The organism is Rhabdaerophilum sp. (genome assembly GCF_046092605.1).
Classification (GTDB): Bacteria; Pseudomonadota; Alphaproteobacteria; order Rhizobiales; family Beijerinckiaceae; genus Rhabdaerophilum.
In genome coordinates this window covers 1-6,365 of record NZ_JBJTDY010000006.1, presented here as the reverse complement: position 1 = coordinate 6,365, position 6,365 = coordinate 1, and the positions used below count along the sequence as shown (strand labels likewise).

Below are 6,365 nucleotides of genomic sequence, written 5' to 3'. Positions count from 1 at the left end.
CCATCGAGGATGGCGATCGAGGCATGACCCATGGCCTTGAAGGTCCAGTAGACCCGCGCCGCGGACCCGAAGCTCGTGGCGTCGTTGCCCTCATGGACAATCACGACATCGCTCTCGTTCGCGATGCCGAGATTTCCGGCCAGAGCCTCGAACTGCGCCGGCTCGGGCAGGTAGACGGAAACATTGTTGCGCGGCAGGCGCCAGGAGGCATGCGCGTAATCCGCATGCGCCGCGCCGGGAATGTGCCCGGCAAGATAGGTCGCGCGGCCCTGTTCCTTGTTCTCGCCGGAGCGAATATCGACAATGATAAGATTGGGCTGGCCGAGCCGGGCCTTCAGGCCGGAGGCGTCGATCAGCCCGCGCAGCGGTTCCGCGGCATGCGCGAGAGTCGCGAGCACGGTCAGCGACAGGGCGGCGAGGGGCAGGGACAGGCGAGGGAAGAAGGGGCGCATTCTTGTCTCCCAGAGATCGGGGTATTGTCGTAGAATTTTTTTCTGGTATTCACAATGTTGTGGCAAGAAAAAGGGAAATTGTTCTGCTGCGCTAAAACGGGGCGGAGCGGATTTCCGACACGGCCAGGAGATCGACAATGGATTCCTTCGACCGCGCGATCCTCGGGATTCTCCAGCAGGATTCCTCCCTGCCCCTGAACGAGATCGCAAACCGCGTTGGCCTTTCTCCCACACCCTGCTGGAACCGCATCCGCAAGATGGAGGAACTCGGGATCATCACGGGGCGGGTCGCCTTGCTGGATGCCGCGCAACTCGGGCTTGGCGTCACCGTTTTCGTTTCCATCGAGACGAGCGACCACTCGGAAAGCTGGCTCTCGCGTTTTGCCGCCGCGATCACGACCATGCCGGAGGTGGTCGATGTCTACCGGATGTCGGGGGATGTCGATTACATGCTGCGCGTTGTCGTGCCGGGCATCGATGCCTATGACGGCTTCTATCGCCGCCTCATCAAGGTGGTCCCTCTGAAGAACGTCTCCTCGCGCTTCGCCATGGAGAAGGTGAAGGCGACGACCGCGCTGCCGCTCGACGATTCGCCGGTCTTCAAGTCACGCAAGAAGGCACAGAAGTGAGGCCAGGGTCAGGCACCCTATCCCTGCGCCATCACGGCCTTCACGCCGTCAATCACGAACTGCACGGCCAGCGCCGCGAGGATCACGCCGAGAAGGCGCGTGAGCACGAGATTGCCGGTGACTCCGAGCAGCTTCGACAGCCTATCCGAGACAAGGAAGGTCAGGAGGCAGGCGAGGCTGACAATGGCGATCACCAGCATCAGGGCCGCGAGCTTCGCCGCGTCGCCCTGCGCCGCGCCCGCCGTCAGCATGGTCGCGGTGATCGTGCCCGGCCCTGCCATCAGCGGGATCGCCAGCGGAAAGGCCGCGACATTGCGGATATGGTCGAGATTGATCGCGGTTGCCGCGACATTCGTCTTCCGCTGGGTCCGCAGCTCGAAGATCATTTCAAAGGAGATCCAGAACAGCAGCAACCCGCCGGCGATGCGGAAGGCGGGCACGCCAATGCCGAGCGCCCGCAGCACCGGCTGCCCGAAAAACGCGAAGCCTGCCATGATGCCGGCGGCAATCAGGGTCGCGCGGATCGCGACGGAACGCCGTTCCGCCGCATTCATGCCGATTGTCAGCGAGAGGAATATTGGCGCGAGGCCCGGCGGGTCCACCGTCACCATCAATGTGGTGAGCGCCGAGAGGAAATACTCGACAAGCCCGGCGAGGGACGGCGACATGCAGGGACCTCTTTCGTGGCGAAGCTTCCACGCGCCGACGAGCTTTCGGGGATGCGATGCGGTTTGTCAAAGCGGGGAAGGTGTTCGCGGCGAAACTCCAGCCCAAGGGCTGTCCCGATCGCGGTTCCAACGCGAAAGGTCAGCGCTTTGCAGGGCGGGCACAAAAGCTTCTGGAGGTCGGCATTTCGTAAAATATGACCGGCTTTAACAGTATCGTTTTGCGAATTATTTAATTCTCCATGCGAAGGTTTCGCTTGCGTTCCATTTTGGAAATTGCTCGTGCGCCTGCTCCGCGATTCAATCCTGCTCGTCCATTTTTCCGCGAAGCCGCGTCAGGACCTGATGGCTGTGCTTGAGGAGCGCTATCTCGTCAGAACCCTCACGCTCGGGGATTATGAGAATGGCGTGTCCGGCAACCCGAAGCTCGTCGTGCTGGACGTGCCGCTCGAGAACGAGGTGCAAGTGCTGCGCCTGCGCGAGGCGCTGAACAAGTTCTCGCCGCGCGCGGTGCGGCGCGTCTTCGTCATCGATGACAAACGGCGCATCCTGATGGCCCGCGCCACCGTCTGCGGCGCCGAGGCCGTGCTGTCGCGGCCCCTTCGCCGGGATGTCGTCCATTCCACGATCGATCAGATCCTGCACGAGCAGTCGATGACCAGCTCTCATGATACGGGCCGGTTTGCGCTCGATGCCGGTGTCTCGGCGCTGGATAACATCCTGCGTTTCGCAACCTCGAGCTTTGAGCTGACGCAGGACGAGCTTTACACGCATGGTGATCAGATCATTGATGCCATTGCTGACATCGGCCTTGGGGATTGGGTCGAAATCGTGGCGCGGCACCATAGCCAAACCTTCCGGCACTCCCTGCTGGTCACGGGCGTGGCGGTGGGGTTTGGCCATCTCCTCGGTGTCGGCCACCGGGATCTGCGCCGGCTGGCGCTCGGCAGCCTGCTGCACGATGTCGGCAAGGCCGAAATCCCGGTGAGCATCCTCGAGAAGCCCTCCGCGCTCACGCCGGATGAGATGGAGGCCATGCGTCATCACCCTGAATTCGGGCGTGACATCCTGAGGCGCAAGGGCGGATTTTCCGACGAGATGATCGATATCGTGGTGCATCACCACGAGATGCTCGACGGCTCCGGCTATCCCGACGCGCTCGCCGGCAACCAGATCGCGGATATCGTGCGCGCGGTGACGATCTGCGACATCTTCGCGGCGCTGATCGAGGAGCGCCCCTACAAGAGACGCCTCGACGCTGGCGAGGCCTACGACATCATGCGCGGCATGACCGGCAAGCTCGATCCGGCGCTCATGAAGGAATTCGCGCATGTGATCACGTGCACGCCGCTGGCCATCAGCGCCTGAATTTTCCTCACCCCGCATTCGCCTTCCCGGTTGGAATCAAATAGACACGGGGTTCCGTGCGCGCGTGCTCGCGCGAAGGGCAATCGAAAGGTGTCGAAACGTGGCAGACGAGAACAAGGAAGGCGTGGCGCCCGGCGCTCCCGGTGGGGATGGCTCGGAAATCCGGCCGATTTCCATCACCGAGGAGATGAAGCGCTCCTACCTCGATTACGCGATGAGCGTGATCGTCTCCCGCGCCTTGCCGGATGTGCGCGACGGCCTGAAGCCGGTGCATCGCCGCATTCTCTTCTCGATGCATGACAGCGGCTACACGCCCGACAAGCCCTATAAGAAATCCGCCCGCGTGACCGGCGACACGATGGGCAAATACCATCCGCATGGCAACCTTGCGATTTACGACGCCCTCGTGCGCATGGCGCAAAACTTCTCGTTGCGCGTGCCGCTGATCGACGGGCAGGGCAATTTCGGCTCGGTCGATGGCGATCCGCCCGCGGCGGAGCGCTACACCGAAGTGCGCCTCGCAAAGCCGGCCTTGAGCCTTCTCACCGATCTCGAGGAGGACACGGTCGATTTCCAGCCGAACTATTCCGGTGAATTCGAGGAGCCGACTGTCCTCCCCGCGCGCTTCCCTAACCTGCTGGTCAACGGGGCGGGCGGCATTGCGGTCGGCATGGCTACGAATATCCCGCCGCACAATCTCGGCGAGGTAATCAATGCGGCAATCGCCCTGATCGAAGACCCTGCTCTCACCATCGACGACCTGATGCAGTTCGTGCCGGGGCCGGATTTTCCCACCGGCGGCCTCATTCTGGGCCGGGGCGGCATCCGCGCGGCCTATAATCAGGGCCGCGGCTCGATCATCATGCGGGCACGTTCGACCATCGAGGAGATCCGCAAGGATCGCGAGGCGATCATCGTCACGGAAATCCCCTATCAGGTGAACAAGGCGATGCTGATCGAACGCATCGCCGATCTCGTGCGCGAGAAGAAGGTCGAGGGCATTTCCGACCTGCGCGACGAGAGCGACCGGCAGGGCATGCGCATCGTCATCGAATTGAAGCGCGATGCCGTGGGCGATGTGGTGCTGAACCAGCTCTATCGCCACACGCCCATGCAATCCTCCTTCGGCGCGAACATGATCGCGCTCAATGGTGGCCGGCGTCCCGAGATGATGAATCTCAAGGACATGTTGATGGCCTTTCTCGATTTCCGCGAGGAAGTCATCGGCCGGCGCACGCGCTTCCGCCTCAACAAGTCGCGCGACCGGGCGCATGTCCTGGTCGGCCTCGCGATTGCCGTGGCCAATATCGACGAGGTGATTGCCACCATCCGCAACTCGGCCAATGCCGAAACCGCGCGCGAATCCCTGATGAGCCGCCACTGGCCGGCGATGGATGTCGCCTCGCTCATCGCACTGATCGACGATCCGCGCCATGCGCTGCAGGCTGACGGCACCTATCGCCTCTCGGAACGGCAGGCGCAGGCGATCCTTGATCTGCGCCTGCAGCGCCTCACGGCGCTGGGCCGCGATGAAATCGGCGATGAACTCGAGAAGATCGCGGGGGAAATCCGTGAATTCCTCGACATTCTCTCCTCTCGCGCGCGCATTCGGGCGATCATCCGCGACGAACTCACGACCATCCGCGACGCGCATGCCACCCCGCGCATGACCGAGATCATCGAAGCGGAAAGCGATTTCGAGGATGAAGACCTCATCGCGCGGGAGGACATGGTCGTCACTGTGTCCCATGCCGGCTATATCAAGCGCGTGCCGCTTTCGACTTACCGGGCGCAGCGGCGCGGCGGCAAGGGCCGCTCGGGCATGCAGACCCGCGACGAGGATTTTGTCACGCGCCTCTTCGTGGCCAACACGCATATCCCGCTTCTGTTCTTCTCGTCGCGCGGGCAGGTCTACAAGTCGAAGGTCTGGCGCCTGCCCATCGCCCCGCCGAACGGGCGCGGCAAATCACTGAAGAACTTCCTGCCGCTGGCCGAGGACGAGCGTATCACCACCGTGATGCCGCTGCCGGAGGACGAGGCCGCCTGGGAGACGCTGGATGTCATGTTCGCGACCGAGAGCGGCAATGTCCGCCGCAACAAGCTTTCGGATTTCGTGCAGGTCAATCGCAACGGCAAGATCGCCATGAAGCTCGACGAGGGCGATTCCATCGTCGATGTCGCGACGTGCTCGGAAACGGACAACGTGCTGCTCACCACCGCACTCGGCCAGTGCATCCGCTTCTCGGTGGATGAAGTGCGCGTCTTCAAGGGGCGCGATTCCACCGGCGTTCGGGGCATCAACCTCGCCGCGAAGGACCGCGTCATCTCGCTCACCATCCTGAGCCATGTGGATGCGAGCGCCGAGGAGCGCGCGGCCTATCTCAAGATGCGCCGCGCCCTTTCCGGCGAAGGCATTCCGACCGGTGAAGCGGAGGAAGGCACTGCCGATGCCGAGGAGGCCATGGCCGAGGCCGCGATCTCGTCCGAGCGCTATGCCGAGATGGGGGCGGCGGAGCAGTTTGTGCTCACCATCTCCGAAAACGGCTATGGCAAGCGCACCTCGTCGTTCGAATACCGCATCACCGGTCGCGGCGGCAAAGGCATCGTCGCCATGGCTGTCAATGATCGCAACGGCAACCTCGTGGCCTCTTTCCCGGTGGAGGAGAGCGACCAGATCATGATGGTGTCCGATGGCGGCCAGCTGATCCGCTGCCCGGTCCACGGCATTCGCGTGGCGGGTCGTGGCACGCAAGGGGTCATCGTGATGGATGCCCGCGAAGGCGAGCGCGTCGTCTCGGTCGAGCGCGTCAGCGAAAGCGAGGGCGGCGACGAGGAAGAGGGCGAAGAGGGCGGCGAGGGGTAATGCCCCTCAACTCGCCAGCAGCGCCTTGCGCGCCTCCGCGAGCTTGGCGGTCTCTTCCGGCGAAAGCTTCGGATATTCGAGGTTCAGGCTTTCGAGTTCCGCCACGATGGCGGCCATCACGGCGAGCCGCATGAACCATTTCCGGTCGGCCGGGATGACATACCACGGCGCGTGCCTGGCGGCCGTCGCGCCAATCGCGCTCTCATAGGCCGCCATGTAGGTCTCCCAATGCGCGCGTTCCTCGACATCCCGCGCGTTGAACTTCCAGTTCTTGGTCGGGTCGTCGATCCGGGACAGGAAGCGCATGCGCTGCTCCTCCTTGCTGACGTTGAGGAAGACCTTGACGTCCTTGATGCCGTTGTCGACCAGGTGCAGTTCGAAGTCGTTG

5 protein-coding genes and 1 pseudogene are annotated in these 6,365 nt (G+C 63.0%); 3 read left to right on the top strand and 3 right to left on the bottom strand.

From position 1 onward, the window contains the following. On the bottom strand, positions 1-452 hold a 452-nt coding region (locus ACKODO_RS00475; RefSeq protein WP_408981493.1), incomplete at its 3' end, for a rhodanese-like domain-containing protein. Between the two features lie 137 nt (positions 453-589). Here ACKODO_RS00475 and ACKODO_RS00470 point away from each other — a divergent pair. Next, the gene (locus ACKODO_RS00470) at positions 590-1,081 is read left to right on the top strand and encodes an Lrp/AsnC family transcriptional regulator (RefSeq protein ID WP_408981492.1); all 492 of its coding nucleotides are present in this window, start codon (positions 590-592) and stop codon (positions 1,079-1,081) included. A 17-nt stretch (positions 1,082-1,098) separates the two neighbouring features. Here the strand turns inward: ACKODO_RS00470 and ACKODO_RS00465 are convergent, their stop codons facing one another. Then, positions 1,099-1,749, bottom strand: a complete 651-nt coding sequence (locus ACKODO_RS00465; RefSeq protein ID WP_408981491.1) for a MarC family protein — start codon at positions 1,747-1,749, stop codon at positions 1,099-1,101. A gap of 279 nt (positions 1,750-2,028) precedes the next feature. Between ACKODO_RS00465 and ACKODO_RS00460 the strand changes: the two genes are divergently transcribed. Together ACKODO_RS00460 and gyrA are read left to right on the top strand one after the other, a co-directional pair. Next, positions 2,029-3,114, top strand: coding sequence for an HD-GYP domain-containing protein (locus tag ACKODO_RS00460; RefSeq protein ID WP_408981490.1), 1,086 nt, complete (start codon positions 2,029-2,031; stop codon positions 3,112-3,114). A 100-nt stretch (positions 3,115-3,214) separates the two neighbouring features. Then, positions 3,215-5,977, top strand: coding sequence for a DNA gyrase subunit A (gene gyrA, locus ACKODO_RS00455; protein ID WP_408981489.1), 2,763 nt, complete (start codon positions 3,215-3,217; stop codon positions 5,975-5,977). 6 nt (positions 5,978-5,983) lie between these two features. Here gyrA and ACKODO_RS00450 read toward each other — a convergent pair. Then, positions 5,984-6,365, bottom strand: a pseudogene (locus tag ACKODO_RS00450) (polyphosphate kinase 2 family protein); the annotation flags it as partial.

What these genes read in the sequence shown, in the direction of transcription:
- ACKODO_RS00470 (WP_408981492.1), top strand. Translation starts at nt 590, where the DNA reads ATGGATTCCTTCGACCGCGCGATCCTCGGGATTCTCCAGCAGGATTCC.
- ACKODO_RS00465 (WP_408981491.1), bottom strand. Translation starts at nt 1,749, where the DNA reads ATGTCGCCGTCCCTCGCCGGGCTTGTCGAGTATTTCCTCTCGGCGCTC.